The organism is Pseudomonas sp. IT-P176 (genome assembly GCF_949767245.1).
GTDB lineage: Bacteria > Pseudomonadota > Gammaproteobacteria > Pseudomonadales > Pseudomonadaceae > Aquipseudomonas.
On sequence record NZ_CATKPN010000079.1, the window covers coordinates 119,714 to 134,962 of the forward strand.

Consider the following 15,249-nt stretch of genomic DNA (forward strand, 5'->3'; position numbering starts at 1 on the left):
TTATCAAAATTTCCGTTTTTTATTATATGGATGGCGCAATAGCGTGATAATCCGTTCAAACATCAAAGGACTGTTGCGCTGTGAGCATAAATCTACCGTTACCGCTATTGGGTGAAATGGCGATTTTCGTCAAGGTGGTCGAGACCGGCAGCTTCTCGGAAGCGGCGCGCCAGCTGGGTTCTTCTCCCTCGGCGGTGAGCCGGAGCATCTCGCGCCTGGAAAAGGCCCTGGCCACCCGGCTGCTGCAACGCACCACGCGCAAGTTGCGCCTGAGCGATGGCGGCGAAGAGGTGTTCAAACGCTGCCAGGAGATGGTCAGCGCCGCCCGTTCGGTCATGGAAATCAGTGGCCAGTTTACCCAGGAGGCCGAAGGGTTGGTGCGGGTCAGCGTGCCCAAGGCTGTGGGGCGGTTTGTGATCCATCCGCATATGCCGGAGTTTCTGCGGCGTTACCCCAAGGTCGATGTCGAGTTGCTCCTGGAGGATCGCGAGGTCGACCTGATCGACGACCATGTCGACCTGGCGATCCGCATCACCGACCGCCCACCGGTGGGACTGGTGGGGCGTCAGTTGCTGACCATCGACCACCTGCTGTGTGCGACGCCGCAGTACCTGGCGGAGCACGGTACGCCGAGCCATCCTCACGACCTGCTGAATCACAGTTGCATCTACCTGGGGGAAACGCCGAGCGATGCGCGCTGGAAGTTCAAGCGAGGCAGCAAGGCGGTGACCGTCGGCGTGCGCGGGCGATATGCGGCCAATCACACTGGAGTGCGCCTGGGGGCCGTGTTGCAGCATATCGGCATTGGCAGCCTGCCGTACTTCACCGCCCGGCATGCCCTTGAGCAGGGGTTGATCGTGCAGGTGCTAGCGGACTGGAGCTTTCTCGCTTCCTACAGTGGTGGCGCCTGGTTGCTGCATTCGCCGACGCGCTACCTGCCGCCCAAGCTGAGGGTGTTCATCGATTATCTGGTGGAGTGCCTGGAGAAAGAGCCGACGCTGAGTAAGCCCGGGAAATCGGCTGGAGTGGGTACGTTTGTTGCGCACTATGAGTTGCCGGAGAGTGAGGGGTTGTTCTGAGGTAGTGCGGGAGGGGGGTACATTTCTGTGGGAGCGGGCTTGCCCGCGATGGCGATTTCCGCCAATCCCCCGTAGCAGCTACCGAGCCCGCGAGGCTGCGTTCGAGGACACAGTCCTCGCCGCCCTTCAATGAGCCGACCTAGCGGTCGGCCTGCTTGGCTGTGCTGTAGGAGGTTCGCTTCCTGCTGTTGATCAGTGCTTGCTGTCCTGATTCGACAGGGCCAGCAGTTGTTTTTCCTGGTTCCAGTCGAAAGGTTCGTCGTTCTGTTCGGCTTCGAAGCGACGTTCTTCCAGGGCTTGGTACAGGTCGATCTCATCGTCGGGCATGTAGTGCAGGCAGTCACCGGCGAAGTACCACAGCAGGTCGCGTGGGACCATATGGGCGATTTGCGGGTAGCGTTGGATGATCTGGCACATCAGGTCCTGGCCCAGGTACTGGCTTTCGATCGGATCGATCGGCAGGGCGGCACGCAGTTCATCGAAGCGTTCCAGGAACAGCGCATGGCTTTCTTCCGGGACCTGCTCGGCTTCACCGACAGCGACCAGGATACTGCGCAGGAGGTCGAGCTGGACGAGAGTTTGGTCGAGCATAACGGGAGTCCTCTAGAACTAAAGCAAAACGGGCGCCGGAGTATATAGCTCTGGCGCCCGTTTTTCATCTCCGCCGCGCTGGACGGGCCAGGGGCCTAGCGGACTTTGCCCTCGGCCAGTTGCAGTTGCTCCTTGGAAAAGTCATCGACGTCGATCACTTTGCGACGCGCCGCTTCGGCTTCGCGCAGGCTCTGCGCCTCCACGGCTTGCAGCACCCCGGCCTCAAGGGCCGCGTCGATGAGGTTTTCCCCGGCAGCGGGCTTGAACTGCCCGTTCTTGAGGGCCAGGTGGAGTTTTTTCTGCAGCGGATGGACCGCATTCAGCAGATTGCAGGCATGTTGCAGGGCGCCCACCGGATCTTCGACAGCTTGCGGACGGTAGCAGCCGCCCAGCAGCTCCTCGAGGGTCGGGTCGCCCTTGGCCCGGCCGATCACGCCTGCCACTTCGGCACCGAGTCGGTCGTCCGGGCCTTTGTGTCGGCGCCCGAACGGAAACACGATGACCCGCAACAGGCAGCCCAGCACCTTGCTCGGGAAGTTGCTCAACAGCTCGTCCAGCGCCCGTTCGGACTGCCCCAGGCTTTCCTCCATTGCCCAGGTGAACAGCGGCCGCATGTGCTCGGGCGAGTCGAGGTCGTGATAACGCTTGAGCGCGGCAGAGGCCAGGTACATGTTGCTCAGTACATCGCCCAGGCGGGCTGACAGGCGCTCACGGCGTTTCAGCTCGCCGCCCAGCAACATCATGCTCAGGTCGGCGAGCATGGCGAAGGCAGCCGCCTGGCGGTTGAGCGCGCGGAAGTAACCCTGGCTGAGTTTGTCGCCGGGACTGTGTTCCAGATGACCAAAGCCGAGGTTGAGGACCAGGGTGCTGGCAGCATTGCTCACGGCAAAGCCGATATGCTTGAGCAGCAAACCGTCGAACTCTTTCAGTGCCTGGTCCTTGTCTTCGCGGCCGGCGAGGGCCATTTCCTTGAGAACGAACGGGTGGCAGCGGATCGCGCCCTGGCCGAAGATCATCAGGTTGCGCGAGAGAATGTTTGCGCCCTCCACGGTGATGAAGATCGGCGCACCTTGCCAGCTACGGCCCAGGTAGTTGTTCGGGCCCATGATGATCGCCTTGCCGCCGTGCACATCCATTGCGTGGCTGATGCACTCGCGACCCCGCTCGGTGAGGTGATACTTGAGCACTGCCGAGAGCACCGAGGGTTTTTCGCCAAGGTCCAGGGCGCTGGCGGTGAGCATGCGGGCCGCGTCCATCATCCAGGCATTGCCGCCGATGCGCGCCATGGCTTCCTGAATACCTTCGAAGGCCGAGAGCGGCACGTTGAACTGTTCGCGCACCTGGGCATATTGGCCGGTGACCAGGCTGGTGAACTTGGCGGCGCCCGTGCCTACGGCTGGCAACGAAATCGAGCGTCCCACCGACAGGCAGTTCATCAGCATCATCCAGCCCTTGCCGAGCATCTCCTGGCCGCCAATGAGGAATTCCAGGGGCACGAAAACGTCCTTGCCGGAGTTGGGCCCGTTCATGAACGAGGCGCCGAGAGGCAGGTGGCGGCGCCCGATTTCCACGCCATCGGTATCGGTGGGAATCAAGGCCAGGCTGATGCCCAGGTCTTCTTCGTCGCCCAGCAGATGGTCCGGATCATAGGCCTTGAACGCCAGGCCGAGCAGCGTGGCCACGGGGCCCAGGGTGATGTAGCGCTTTTCCCAGTTCAGGCGCAGGCCCAGGGTTTCCTCGCCTTGCCATTGGCCTTTGCAGATAATTCCGGTGTCAGGCATCGCGCCGGCGTCGGAACCTGCCAGCGGGCCGGTCAGGGCGAAGCACGGGATGTCATCGCCACGGGCCAGGCGCGGCAGGTAGTGGTTGCGTTGTTCTTCGGTGCCGTAGTGCAGCAGCAGTTCGGCCGGCCCCAGTGAGTTGGGGACCATGACGGTGGAGGCGAGGTCGCCACTGCGGGTCGCCAGTTTCATCGCCACTTGTGAGTTGGCGTAGGAGGAGAACCCCTTGCCGCCGTATTCCCGGGGAATGATCAGGGCAAAAAAGCCGTTGGCCTTGATATGCGCCCAGGCTTCGGCTGGCAGGTCCATGGTCTGGCCGATCTGCCAGTCGCTGACCATGGCGCAGAGCTCTTCGGTCGGGCCGTCGAGGAAGGCCTGCTCCTCTTCGCTCAACTGCGCCTTGGGATAGGCCAGCAGCTTGTTCCAGTCCGGGCGACCGCTGAACAGTTCACCATCCCACCAGACGGTGCCCGCATCGATGGCGTCGCGTTCGGTTTGCGACATGGGCGGCAGGGTTTTCTGGAACCAGTTGAACAGCGGGGCGCTGAAGAACTTGCGCCGCAGATCTGGCAGGAGCAGGGGCGCGGCCACGGCCGCCAGCGCGATCCAGAAAATCAGCATCAACCAGCCGGGTGCGTGACTCAGGATGCCCATCGCCAGCAGGTAGGCGGCGACGATACCCAGGGCGGGCAGGGGCGCGGTGCGGCGGTGAGCCAGATAGGCAATTGCGACCACTAGAACCAGTATCCACAACAGCAACATATTCAATCCTCCGTGAAACCAGGGTCAAAACCACCCCAAGAGCTTAGTCGGCATCTGCCAAAGGGGGCGGTTGGCACTATGTGTTTGAATGTGTAGGAAATAGGGGGGTGTATTTCGCTTGTGAAACCGGGCGGCAAGCCGAACAAAAGCTGCGTGGGGTGTGTGACAAGCTCTCATGTTTGGCCGATATGTCGTTATCTCTGTGCTGAGGGTGTCGCTAGACTCGGGGCTTCCCCAGGAGATTGTTCTCATGCACGAGTATCTGAGTCCCGGCCGCTTCATCGATAGTGACCACCTGTCGGTGGTGGAGTTCGCCGAAAAACATCGGGGTAGCAGTCCAGACCCGGTCACGCAGGCGGTCAATCTCTATTACGCCGTGCGCGAGGCCGTGCGCTACAACCCCTATACCTTCAGTCGTGATCCCGAGACGCTGCGCGGCAGCTTTGCCCTGGCCACCGGTGAAAGCTACTGCGTGCCCAAGGCCACTTTGCTGGCCGGCTGTGCCCGGCATTGCGGCATAGCGGCACGCATCGGCCTGGCGGATGTGCGTAATCACCTGTCGACCCCGCGCCTGATCGCCTTGCTCAAGAGCGATGTGTTCGCCATGCACGGGTACACCGAGCTGTATCTGCAGGGGCGCTGGGTCAAGGCGACGCCGGCGTTCAATGCGCGGCTGTGTGAAATTTTCGATGTGCCGGCGTTGGAGTTCGACGGGGTCAACGACAGTGTGTTTCATGCCTTCAACCGCCAGGGGCTGCAGTCCATGGAGTACCTGGTGGATCACGGGCAGTTTGCCGATGTGCCCGAGGCGTTCTTTTTCGAGCATCTGCAACAGTGCTATCCGCATTTGTTCAGCGAGCGGATGCCGGCCCTGCTGGGGGACATGCAGAGCGATTTGTCTGACGCTTGATCCGGCGTAGACTGCCCCGGCATTCATCCATTGAGGGAAGGTCATGCTGAAGATCTGGGGTCGGAAAAACTCGTCGAACGTCAGAAAACCACTGTGGGCGGCGCAGGAACTTGGCCTGGCCTATGAGGCCATCGACGCCGGCGGCGCGTTTGGGGTTGTCGATACGCCCGAGTACCGTGCCATGAACCCCAACGGCCGGGTGCCGGTGATCGAAGATGATGGCTTTGTGCTGTGGGAATCCAACACCATCGTGCGATACCTGATGGCTCGTCACGCCAATGCGACCCATTGGTACCCGGCCGATGTCCAGGCCCGCGCGAGTGCCGAAAAATGGATGGACTGGACCACCTCAAGTTTCGCCGGCCCCTTCCGTACTGTGTTCTGGGGTGTGTTGCGCACCCCGCCCGCGCAGCAGGACTGGTCGGCGATCAACGCCGCGATCAAGGAGTGCGAAGCCTTGCTGGCGATGGCGGACCAGGCGTTGGCCAGCCAACCCTATCTGTCCGGTGCCGAGATCGGCATGGGCGACATTCCCCTGGGCAGTTTCATCTATGCCTGGTTCGAGATGCCCATCGAGCGCACTCCGCAACCCCATCTGCAAGTCTGGTACGCGCGCCTGAAACAGCGCCCGGCCTATCAGAAAGCGGTCATGACCGCGTTGACTTAATACTGACTATCAATACGCGTGACTGTACTTGTGCGACTTCGCCAAGCACCATAACGCTCATGCGCCGCGGTGGTTTTACTCGCCGCGAGCCGCAACGTATTTCTCACTTCCCTTCTTGGTGCGTAAATCCGATATGAGTTCTGCTCTGTCCATCCGGCAGCTAACCAAAACCTACGGCAACGGTTTCCAGGCCCTGAGTGGTATCGATCTGGATGTCGCTGAAGGTGATTTCTTCGCCTTGCTCGGCCCCAACGGGGCTGGCAAATCCACCACCATCGGCATTCTCTCGACCCTGGTCAACAAGACCAGTGGCAGCGTGAATATCTTCGGTCACGACCTGGACCGCAACCCGGCCGCGCTCAAGCGCAGCATCGGCGTGGTGCCCCAGGAGTTCAACTTCAACCAGTTCGAAAAGACCTTCGACATCGTAGTGACCCAAGCGGGCTACTACGGCATTCCCCCCAAGGTTGCCAAGGAGCGGGCCGAACAGTACCTGACCCAGCTTGGCCTGTGGGACAAGCGCGATGTTCCGTCGCGCTCACTGTCCGGCGGCATGAAGCGCCGCTTGATGATCGCCCGCGCGCTGGTGCACGAGCCGCGCCTGCTGATCCTCGACGAGCCTACTGCCGGCGTCGATATCGAACTGCGGCGCTCGATGTGGAGCTTCCTCACCGAGCTGAACCAGAAGGGCATCACCATCATCCTCACCACCCACTACCTGGAAGAGGCCGAGCAGCTGTGCCGCAACATCGGCATCATCGACCACGGCACCATTGTCGAAAACACCAGCATGCGTAACCTGCTCGGTCAGTTGCATGTCGAGACGTTCCTGCTCGACCTCAAGCACGACATGCAGGTGGCGCCGCAGTTGATCGGCTACCCGAGCCGGCGGATCGACAGCCATACCCTGGAAGTCCAGGTGGATAAAGCGGTGGGCATCACGGCGTTGTTCGCTCAATTGGCGACGCAGAACATCGAAGTGTTGAGCCTGCGCAATAAAACCAATCGCCTCGAGGAGTTGTTCGTGTCCCTGGTGGAGAAAAACCTGGCGAAGGTGGCCATATGAGTTCCGAACTGCAACCCAACCTCGTTGCCCTCAACACCATCGTTTACCGTGAAGTGCGCCGGTTTACCCGGATCTGGCCGCAGACCTTGCTGCCGCCGGCGATCACCATGGTTCTGTACTTCGTGATTTTCGGTAATCTGATCGGCCGGCAGATCGGTGACATGGGTGGCTTCACCTACATGGAGTACATCGTGCCGGGCTTGATCATGATGTCGGTGATCACCAACTCCTACGGCAACGTAGTGTCGAGTTTCTTCGGCAGCAAATTCCAGCGCTCCATCGAAGAGCTGATGGTGTCGCCGGTTTCACCGCACACCATTCTGATCGGCTACACCCTGGGCGGTGTGCTGCGCGGCTTGATGGTTGGGGTGATCGTGACCTTGCTGTCGATGTTCTTCACTGACTTGCAGGTGCATCACCTGGGCGTGACTATCCTGGTGGTGGTGCTGACGGCCACCATCTTCTCGTTGTTGGGGTTCATCAATGCGGTGTTTGCGCGTAACTTCGACGATATCTCGATTATCCCGACCTTTGTGCTGACCCCCCTGACTTACCTGGGCGGGGTGTTCTACTCCATCAGCCTGCTGCCGCCGTTCTGGCAGACGGTGTCGCTGGCCAACCCGGTGTTGCACATGGTCAATGCCTTCCGCTACGGCATTCTTGGCGTGTCGGACATCAAGATCAGCATCGCCATCACCTTCATGCTGGTGGCCACCGTGGTGCTGTACGTCGGCTGTGCACGGTTGCTGGTCAGTGGTCGCGGGATGCGCACCTGATTCAGGCACCCTGCGACAATAAAAACGGCACCCTGCGAGGTGCCGTTTTTTATTTGGTTCGCCGAGCTTTTTTGCGTCGCGTCCATTGCCGGCCGACCCACCAGCGCCAGTAGGTCATGGTCATGCAGTAAGCCAGGGCACCGAGCACCAGGCCGGCCACCACCGACCCTAGCAGGAACGGTTGCCACAGCGTCGACAGTTCACCGCTGATCCATTCCCAGGTCAGTTCCTCCGGCAGGCTGCGGGCAGGCACATTCATCAGCCAGGCGCCGGTCTGGTAGGTGCAGAAAAACACCACTGGCATGGTAATCGGGTTGGTCAGCCAGACCAGGCTCACCGCGATCGGAATATTGCCGCGCACCGAAATCGCCAGTGCCGCCGCTACCAGCATCTGCATGGGGATCGGCAAAAAGGCGGCAAACAGGCCCACCGCCATGGCCCGGGCTACCGAGTGGCGGTTGAGGTGCCAGAGGTTCGGGTCATGCAGCAGGGTGCCGAGAAAGCGTAAGGACTTGTGTTCCCTGATGCTGCTCGGGTCTGGCATGTAACGTTTGAATAAGCGCCGGGGCATAGGGCTTCTCGGTCAGTTCAGGCGGCAAGTATGCCCGGATTCAAGGAAACGCCCATTCAGACTTTGTGACAATTAATAAATGCGCGGCGCCGTGACTCGGCTAATCCAAGAGAGGGCACTCTCAAGGACGGGCTTATGCGCACAGGGATGTTGGCGCTTGCACTGGGTCTGTTGACCCTGGTTTTTTTGCCGGCCTTACCACCGGTCGGGATGTTGCTGGCGATGGTCTTGCTGGCGCTGATGCTGCTGCCGTTTCGCACCTACCCGCTGGCGTTGTTTCTATTGGGCCTGGTGTGGGCCTGTAGCAGTGCGCAGTGGGCGCTCGATAATCGCCTGGCGCCGGAGCTCGACGGCCAGACCCGCTGGATCGAAGGCCGGGTCGTGGGCTTGCCGCAGTACACACCCGGCGTGGTGCGCTTTGAGTTGGCCGATGCCCAGGCGCGGCGCACCGAGGTGCCGAAGTTGCTCCGGCTGGCCTGGTATGACGGGCCGCGGGTCAACAGCGGCGAACGCTGGCGGCTGGCCGTGAAGCTCAAGCGTCCCGTGGGCCTGCTCAACCCCCATGCCTTTGATTACGAGGCCTGGCTGTTGGCGCAACGCATCGGTGCCACGGCCACCGTCAAGGACGGACAGCGCCTGCAGCCTGCGCAATGGGCCTGGCGCGACGCGGTTCGCCAGCGTTTGCTGGCCGTCGACGCCCAGGGCCGAGAAGGGGCACTGGCGGCGTTGGTGCTGGGCGACAGCTCTGGGTTGAGCCGTGCCGACTGGCAAGTCCTGCAGGACACCGGCACTGTGCACTTGCTGGTGATTTCCGGACAGCACGTGGGTTTGCTGGCGGGGATGGTCTATCTGCTGATTGCGGGTCTCGCCCGGTATGGCCTGTGGCCGCAGCGCCTGGCGTGGTTACCCTGGGCCTGTGGCCTGGCGTTCGCCGCGGCACTGGGCTATGGGCTGCTGGCGGGATTCGAGGTGCCCGTGCGCAGGGCCTGCGTGATGATTGGCCTGGTGTTGTTATGGCGCCTGCGCTTTCGTCATCTTGGGGCCTGGTGGTCATGGCTGCTGGCGCTCAATGCAGTGCTGCTGCTGGACCCTATGGCCAGTTTGCGCCCGGGGTTCTGGCTGTCGTTTGCTGCGGTGGCGGTGTTGATTTTCACCTTTGGCGGGCGACTGGGGCCGTGGCGCTGGTGGCAAACCTGGACCCGTGCCCAGTGGCTGATTGCGCTGGGCTTATGTCCGGTGCTGTTGATCCTCAACCTGCCCATCAGCCTCACCGGCCCCTTGGTCAATCTGTTGGCCGTGCCCTGGATCAGCTTGTTGGTCCTGCCCCCAGCCTTGTTGGGCACGTTATTGCTGCCGGTGCCCTATGTCGGGGAGGGCCTGTTGTGGCTGGCTGGCGGTTTGCTCGAGGGGCTGTTCGGCGCGCTGGCCTGGGTGGCGGGGAAACTGCCGGCCTGGTTGGCGCCGGCAGTACCTCTGTGGGTCTGGGCGATCGCCGTGCTGGGCGCGGTATTGCTGTTGCTGCCCAAGGGCTTGCCGCTGCGGTTGCTCGGCTGGCCGATGTTGCTGCTCCTGGTGTTCGCGCCGCTCCGGGAGCTGCCCGAAGGCCGGGCCGAAGTCTGGCAACTGGATGTCGGTCAGGGCCTGGCGATTGTAGTGCGCACCCGGCAGCACACTCTGCTCTATGACACGGGCCCGGGTTTTCGCGACTCTGACCTCGGAGCGCAGGTGGTCCTGCCGGCGTTGCGCAAGTTCGGTGTCCGCCACCTGGACCTGATGCTGATCAGTCACGCCCATGCCGATCATGCCGGGGGCGCTCGCTCGATCTGGCGTGGCCTACCGGTCACGCAGGTGATCAGCGGCGAACCGCCGGACCTGCCGGATGAATTGCGCGCTTTGCCCTGTACCAGTGGCAAGCAGTGGGAGTGGGACGGTGTGCGGTTTACCCTGTGGCATTGGCCTGGGGCGACTGACAGCAATCAGAATTCCTGTGTGTTGCAGATCGAGGCCAATGGTGAGCGCCTGCTGCTGACCGGTGATATTGACGCCCGTGCCGAGCGGGTGTTGCTCGGTTCGTCGCTGGCGGTCCACAGCCATTGGTTGCAAGCGCCACACCACGGTAGCCGCAGTTCTTCATCCGAGGCTTTTGTCCGCGCGCTGACGCCCCAGGGGGTACTGATTTCCCGGGGGCATGGCAACAGCTTCGGTCATCCCCATCCGCAGGTGGTCGAGCGTTATCAACGCCTGGGAGTGCAGATCTATGACAGTGCCGAGCACGGCGCGGTGCGCCTGCTTCTGGGGGAGTTCGCGGCGCCGCAGGCGATGCGTCGTGGAGCACGTTTCTGGCACAGTGCACCGTCCGTCAGCCCTGCACCCTGAGGCGGCGTGGCCTGGTGCCATTGCCGGGCACGGTCGTCGGGGGGCGCGGCCTCTATGGCCTGTCGGTATGCTAAAGTGGCGCACTTTTTCGAGGGGACTGTCACTGTGTGGGAATTGGTCAAATCCGGCGGCTGGATGATGTTGCCGATCATTTTGAGTTCGATCGCTGCATTGGGCATTGTTGCCGAGCGCCTGTGGACCCTGCGGGCCAGCCGTGTGACCCCGGAGCACTTGCTCGGGCAGGTCTGGGTGTGGATCAAGGACAAGCAACTCAATAAAGAAAAACTCAAGGAATTGCGCGCCAACTCGCCGCTGGGGGAAATCCTCGCCGCGGGCCTGGCCAACTCCAAGCATGGTCGCGAGATCATGAAGGAGTGCATCGAAGAGGCTGCCGCCCGGGTCATTCATGAGCTGGAGCGCTATATCAATGCGCTCGGTACCATTGCGGCCATGGCGCCATTACTGGGGCTGCTGGGTACGGTGCTGGGCATGATCGATATTTTCAGTTCGTTCATGGGGTCGGGCATGACCACCAACGCCGCTGTGCTGGCCGGGGGGATTTCCAAGGCCTTGATCACCACGGCCGCGGGCCTGATGGTGGGGATTCCGTCGGTGTTCTTCCACCGGTTCCTGCAACGCCGCATCGATGAACTGGTGGTCGGCATGGAGCAGGAGGCGATCAAGCTGGTTGAGGTGGTGCAGGGCGACCGTGACGTCGATCTGACCGAGGGCAAAGCGTGAAATTCCGCCGTAAGCCACGGGAGAATGTGGACATCAACCTGGCGTCGCTGATCGACGTGGTGTTTATCCTGCTGCTGTTTTTCGTCGTGACCACTACCTTCACCCGGGAAACCCAGCTGCGTGTCGATTTGCCGGAAGCGGTCAGCGGCTCGCCGGCCGAAGACCAGCAGGCCAAGCAACTGGACGTCGCCATCAGCGCCGACGGGACGTTCTCGGTGAACAACCAGGTGCTGCCCAAGAACGACCTGGCCAGCGTGATCGATGCGTTGAAAAAACAGTCCAATGGCGACACCAACCTGCCGCTGTCCATCAGCGCCGATGGCAAGACCCAGCACCAGGCGGTCATCACCGCCATGGACGCCGCCGGCAAGCTGGGATTCACCCATTTGCGCATGACCACTGTCGAGGCGGCTCCGGCACCCTGATGGCCATGTCCGATCGATTGCTCGCCGCGTGGTACGCCGGTCATCCGGCGCTTAAAGTCTTGTGGCCACTGGAGTGGTTGTACCGGCGCGTGGTCACGGCCAAGCGCCAGCGGTTCCTGGCGGGCGAGGGCGAGATCTACCAGCCCCCGGTGCCGTTGATCGTGGTCGGCAACATCACGGTCGGGGGCACCGGCAAGACGCCGTTGATTCTGTGGATGATCGAACACTGCCAGCGCGCCGGCCTGCGGGTCGGGGTGGTCAGTCGTGGCTACGGGGCGACGCCGCCGCAGTTGCCCTGGCGGGTCGAGGCGCAACAGACAGCCGCGATGGCCGGCGATGAGCCGCTGCTGATCGTCCAGCGCACTGGCGTGCCCTTGATGATCGATCCGGACCGCAGTCGCGCCGTCCGTGCGTTGTTGGCCGCCGAGCCGCTGGACCTGATCCTTTCCGACGACGGCATGCAGCATTACCGCCTGGCGCGCGACCTCGAACTGGTGCTGATCGATGCCGCGCGCGGCCTGGGCAATCGTCGTTGCCTGCCGGCTGGGCCGTTGCGCGAGCCGGTGGAGCGCCTGCAAAGCGTTGATGCGGTGCTGTACAACGGCGCCCTGGCTGATGCCGACGATGGTTTTGCATTCCGCTTGCAACCCACGGCTCTGGTCAACCTGTTGACCGGCGAGCGCCGCGGCCTCGAGCATTTTCCAGCGGGGCAGGCGTTGCACGCAGTGGCCGGGATCGGCAATCCGCAACGTTTCTTCACTACCCTTGAAACGCTACACTGGCAGCCTGTGCCACATGCGTTTGCCGACCACGCGCAATACAGCGCGGCGGCCTTGAATTTCACGCCATCGCTACCGCTGGTCATGACGGAAAAGGATGCGGTGAAATGCCGAGCCTTTGCTGCCCCCGACTGGTGGTACCTGGCGGTCGATGCTGCGCCTTCACCGGCTTTCGTGGCCTGGTTCGATACGCAGCTGATGCGGCTGTTGCCCGCACGTCTTTTGCCTTAAACGCTTTTTTCCAGGGAGTTTTTCATGGACACCAAATTGCTCGACATCCTCGCCTGCCCGATCTGCAAAGGTCCACTCAAGCTCAGCGCCGACAAGACCGAACTGATCAGCAAGGGTGCTGGCCTGGCATTTCCGATTCGTGATGGCATTCCGGTCATGCTGGAAACCGAAGCCCGTACCCTGACCACCGAAGAGCGCCTGGACAAATGAGCAACGCGTTCACCGTGGTGATTCCGGCGCGATTTGCCTCCACGCGCCTGCCGGGCAAGCCCCTGCAGATGATTGCCGGCAAGCCGATGGTCCAGCATGTCTGGGAACAGGCGCGTAAAAGTGCCGCCCAACGAGTGGTAATCGCCACTGACGACGCGCGCATTGTCGAGGCCTGCCAAGCCTTTGGTGGCGAAGTGGTGATGACCCGGGTCGACCACAACTCCGGCACTGACCGCCTGGCCGAGGTGGCCACCCAGTTGGGCCTGGCGCCAGATGCCATCGTGGTCAACGTCCAGGGTGACGAGCCGTTGATTCCGCCGAGCGTGATCGACCAGGTCGCCGCCAACCTGGCAGCCCATGCCGAAGCGGGCATGGCGACCCTGGCCGAACCGATCGAAGACCTTGAAACCCTGTTCAACACCAATGTGGTCAAGGTCGTCAGCGACCTCAATGGCCTGGCGTTGACCTTCAGCCGGGCGACCCTGCCGTGGGCGCGCGACCAGTTCGCCAAGAGCCAGACGCAAATGCCTGAAGGCGTGCCGTACCGCCGTCATATCGGGATCTACGCCTACCGTGCCGGCTTCCTGCATGACTTCGTCAGCTGGGGCCCGTGCTGGCTGGAAGACACCGAGTGCCTGGAGCAGCTGCGCGCGCTCTGGCACGGCGTGCGGATCCATGTCGCCGATGCCCTTATTGCCCCGCCAGCGGGGGTCGACACCCTTGAAGACCTCGAGCGCGTCCGTCGCCTGCTGGAGGCCTGATGCGGGTTCTGTTTGTCTGCCTGGGCAATATCTGCCGGTCGCCGACGGCCGAAGGCGTACTGCGGCATAAGCTGCGTGCAGCCGGGCTGACCGGGCAGGTCGACGTGGCTTCTGCAGGTACCGGCGACTGGCATGTCGGCAATCCGCCCGACAAGCGCAGCCAGGCCGCGGCCCTGCGCCGTGGCTACGACCTGTCGGCGCAACGGGCGCAACAGGTAACGCGTGCCGACTTCTCCAGCTACGACCTGATCCTGGCCATGGACCAGAGCAACCTGCGCCACCTCAAGACCCTGCAGCCGACCCAGGGCAAGGCTGAGCTGGACCTGTTCCTGCGTCGATATGAGTCGAGTGTCGATGACGTACCGGATCCTTACTACGACGGTGAACATGGCTTCGAACAGGTGCTGGACCTGATCGAGCAGGCCTGCGATTTGCTGGTGATTGAATTGAAGGGACGCTTATGACTTTGCACCTGCAGTCGCAGGTTTCGCTCAAGCCGTTCAACAGCTTTGGCGTGGATGTGCGCGCGCAGCTGTTCGCCGAGGCCCAAAGCGATGCCGACGTTCGCCAGGCGCTGGCGTATGCCGGCGACCACGGGCTGCCATTGCTGGTGATTGGCGCGGGCAGCAACCTGCTGCTGACGGCGGACATCCAGGCGTTGGTGCTGCGCATGGCCACTCGCGGGATTCGCCAGTTGAGCGACGATGGCACGCGTGTAGTGATCGAAGCCGAGGCGGGCGAAGCCTGGCACCCCTTTGTGCTGTGGACGCTGGCGCAGGGCTTGTCGGGTCTTGAAAACCTCAGCCTGATTCCCGGCACGGTAGGCGCGGCGCCGATGCAGAACATCGGGGCCTATGGCGTCGAGATCAAGGACGTGTTCGCCGGGTTGACGGCCCTCGATCGCCAGACCGGCGAGCTGCGGGATTTCACCCTGGCCGAATGTAACTTCGCCTATCGCGACAGCCTGTTCAAGCAACAGGTTGGCCGCTGGTTGATCCTGCGGGTACGTTTTGCCCTGGACCGGGTCGAGCATTTGCACCTGGAATACGGTCCGGTGCGCCAGCGCCTGACCGAGCAGGGCATCGAGCGGCCGAGCGCCAGCGATGTCAGCCAGGCGATTTGCAGCATTCGCAGTGAGAAGCTGCCTGACCCGGCCGTGCTCGGCAACGCCGGCAGCTTTTTCAAGAATCCGCTGGTCGGCGCCCAGTTGGCCGCGCAAATCCGCCTCGCGCACCCGGGCCTGGTCGGATATCCACAAGCCGATGGCCAGGTCAAACTGGCGGCCGGCTGGTTGATCGAGCAGGCGGGCTGGAAAGGTTTTCGCGAAGGCGACGCCGGAGTACACCGGCTGCAATCGCTGGTGCTGGTCAACTATGGCGGTGCCACCGGGCTTGAGTTGCTCGCGCTGGCGCAGCGGATCCAGAAAGACATATTCGAGCGTTTTAATGTCGAGCTGGAAATGGAACCGAACCGCTATTGAGCTACGCTTGAACGCTGAACCCAGAGCCCTGCACACCCTAATG

Annotated in this window: 16 protein-coding genes; 13 read left to right on the forward strand and 3 right to left on the reverse strand. The window is 62.3% G+C overall.

Features of this window, described 5'->3' with window-relative positions:
* Positions 1 to 80: 80 nt before the first annotated feature.
* Entirely contained in the window at positions 81 to 1,079 is a 999-nt protein-coding gene (locus ACM6IP_RS21755) for a LysR family transcriptional regulator (protein ID WP_095167599.1), read from the forward strand.
* A 192-nt stretch (positions 1,080 to 1,271) separates the two neighbouring features.
* On the opposite strand, the gene ACM6IP_RS21760 is transcribed toward ACM6IP_RS21755, so the two are convergent.
* Positions 1,272 to 1,670 carry a PA2817 family protein gene (locus ACM6IP_RS21760; protein WP_095167600.1) on the reverse strand — a complete coding sequence of 133 codons (399 nt, stop codon included), beginning with the start codon at positions 1,668 to 1,670 and terminating at the stop codon, positions 1,272 to 1,274.
* Between the two features lie 95 nt (positions 1,671 to 1,765).
* A complete protein-coding gene (locus ACM6IP_RS21765) occupies positions 1,766 to 4,213 on the reverse strand; it encodes an acyl-CoA dehydrogenase (protein WP_414862256.1) in 2,448 nt (815 codons plus the stop codon).
* A 250-nt stretch (positions 4,214 to 4,463) separates the two neighbouring features.
* Between ACM6IP_RS21765 and ACM6IP_RS21770 the strand changes: the two genes are divergently transcribed.
* The 4 genes from ACM6IP_RS21770 to ACM6IP_RS21785 all read left to right on the forward strand — a co-directional run bounded on the left by ACM6IP_RS21770 (position 4,464) and on the right by ACM6IP_RS21785 (position 7,632).
* Positions 4,464 to 5,123 (forward strand): transglutaminase-like domain-containing protein, encoded by a 660-nt coding sequence (locus ACM6IP_RS21770; protein ID WP_095167604.1) that lies wholly within the window; start codon positions 4,464 to 4,466, stop codon positions 5,121 to 5,123.
* Positions 5,124 to 5,166: 43 nt separating this feature from the next.
* A complete protein-coding gene (locus tag ACM6IP_RS21775) occupies positions 5,167 to 5,790 on the forward strand; it encodes a glutathione S-transferase family protein (protein WP_414862257.1) in 624 nt (207 codons plus the stop codon).
* Between the two features lie 133 nt (positions 5,791 to 5,923).
* The gene (locus ACM6IP_RS21780; RefSeq protein ID WP_095167609.1) at positions 5,924 to 6,856 is read left to right on the forward strand and encodes an ABC transporter ATP-binding protein; all 933 of its coding nucleotides are present in this window, start codon (positions 5,924 to 5,926) and stop codon (positions 6,854 to 6,856) included.
* Positions 6,853 to 7,632, forward strand: coding sequence for an ABC transporter permease (locus ACM6IP_RS21785; protein ID WP_095167610.1), 780 nt, complete (start codon positions 6,853 to 6,855; stop codon positions 7,630 to 7,632). Before ACM6IP_RS21780 ends, ACM6IP_RS21785 begins: the two co-directional genes overlap by 4 nt.
* A gap of 49 nt (positions 7,633 to 7,681) precedes the next feature.
* Here the strand turns inward: ACM6IP_RS21785 and ACM6IP_RS21790 are convergent, their stop codons facing one another.
* Entirely contained in the window at positions 7,682 to 8,203 is a 522-nt protein-coding gene (locus ACM6IP_RS21790; RefSeq protein ID WP_095167612.1) for a DUF2062 domain-containing protein, read from the reverse strand.
* A 135-nt stretch (positions 8,204 to 8,338) separates the two neighbouring features.
* Between ACM6IP_RS21790 and ACM6IP_RS21795 the strand changes: the two genes are divergently transcribed.
* From ACM6IP_RS21795 to murB, 8 genes are all read left to right on the forward strand, one after another.
* Entirely contained in the window at positions 8,339 to 10,579 is a 2,241-nt protein-coding gene (locus ACM6IP_RS21795; RefSeq protein WP_401126738.1) for a DNA internalization-related competence protein ComEC/Rec2, read from the forward strand.
* 105 nt (positions 10,580 to 10,684) lie between these two features.
* Entirely contained in the window at positions 10,685 to 11,320 is a 636-nt protein-coding gene (locus ACM6IP_RS21800; RefSeq protein WP_162530197.1) for a MotA/TolQ/ExbB proton channel family protein, read from the forward strand.
* The gene (locus ACM6IP_RS21805; protein ID WP_095167615.1) at positions 11,317 to 11,745 is read left to right on the forward strand and encodes an ExbD/TolR family protein; all 429 of its coding nucleotides are present in this window, start codon (positions 11,317 to 11,319) and stop codon (positions 11,743 to 11,745) included. The genes ACM6IP_RS21800 and ACM6IP_RS21805 overlap by 4 nt, the downstream gene beginning before the upstream one ends.
* Positions 11,745 to 12,755, forward strand: coding sequence for a tetraacyldisaccharide 4'-kinase (gene lpxK / locus ACM6IP_RS21810; RefSeq protein WP_414862258.1), 1,011 nt, complete (start codon positions 11,745 to 11,747; stop codon positions 12,753 to 12,755). Before ACM6IP_RS21805 ends, lpxK begins: the two co-directional genes overlap by 1 nt.
* Before the next feature lie 24 nt (positions 12,756 to 12,779).
* A complete protein-coding gene (locus ACM6IP_RS21815) occupies positions 12,780 to 12,965 on the forward strand; it encodes a Trm112 family protein (protein ID WP_095167619.1) in 186 nt (61 codons plus the stop codon).
* A complete protein-coding gene (gene kdsB / locus ACM6IP_RS21820; RefSeq protein WP_095167621.1) occupies positions 12,962 to 13,726 on the forward strand; it encodes a 3-deoxy-manno-octulosonate cytidylyltransferase in 765 nt (254 codons plus the stop codon). Before ACM6IP_RS21815 ends, kdsB begins: the two co-directional genes overlap by 4 nt.
* Complete coding sequence (locus ACM6IP_RS21825) at positions 13,726 to 14,190, forward strand: low molecular weight protein-tyrosine-phosphatase (protein ID WP_159994492.1); 465 nt, start codon at positions 13,726 to 13,728, stop codon at positions 14,188 to 14,190. The genes kdsB and ACM6IP_RS21825 overlap by 1 nt, the downstream gene beginning before the upstream one ends.
* Positions 14,187 to 15,206 carry a UDP-N-acetylmuramate dehydrogenase gene (gene murB, locus ACM6IP_RS21830; protein ID WP_414862259.1) on the forward strand — a complete coding sequence of 340 codons (1,020 nt, stop codon included), beginning with the start codon at positions 14,187 to 14,189 and terminating at the stop codon, positions 15,204 to 15,206. The genes ACM6IP_RS21825 and murB overlap by 4 nt, the downstream gene beginning before the upstream one ends.
* Positions 15,207 to 15,249 lie beyond the last annotated feature (43 nt).